1 protein-coding gene is annotated in these 427 nt (G+C 73.5%); it reads right to left on the bottom strand.

All coding sequences use genetic code 11. From position 1 onward, the window contains the following. Nucleotides 1–18: 18 nt before the first annotated feature. Nucleotides 19–427, bottom strand: a 409-nt coding sequence (locus ERX37_RS11205) for a transaldolase family protein (protein ID WP_279523292.1), incomplete at its 5' end; no start/stop codon positions are given.

Genomic DNA, 427 nt, shown 5'->3' with positions numbered 1-427 from the left:
CGTTCATCGTGCGTTCGTTCAGCAGGCGGCCGCGTCGGCCAGGAAGCCGCGCTCGGCCTCCAGCGTGGCCGGGTGGTCCGTCAGTTCGGCGAACAGGTGCGGCGGGATGGTGATCGCACCCACGCCGAGCTGCAGCAGCGCGAGGTACGCATCGCGCGATCGCACGCTGGCCACCAGCAGGCGTGTGCGCGCGCGTGCGGCAGGGGCCTGGGCCACCAGGGCCTGCATCTGCGCGATGCGCGCCAGGCCGTCCACGCCGGAATCGTTGAGGCGGCCCAGGTAGGGGGCCGCATAGGCCGCGCCCAGCTGCGCCGCGAAGTGCGCCTGCTCCAGCGCATAGACGGCCGTCCAGGTGACGGGCACGCCCTGGGCGATGAGGTGCGCGCCGGCCTGCAGGCCCTGGCGCGTGGCGGGAATCTTCACCACC

It is taken from the genome of Macrococcus hajekii, from assembly GCF_004359505.1.
Classification (GTDB): Bacteria; Bacillota; Bacilli; order Staphylococcales; family Staphylococcaceae; genus Macrococcus; species Macrococcus hajekii.
The sequence above is the reverse complement of the archived record's forward strand: the minus strand, read 5'-3'. Positions and strand labels throughout refer to the sequence as shown.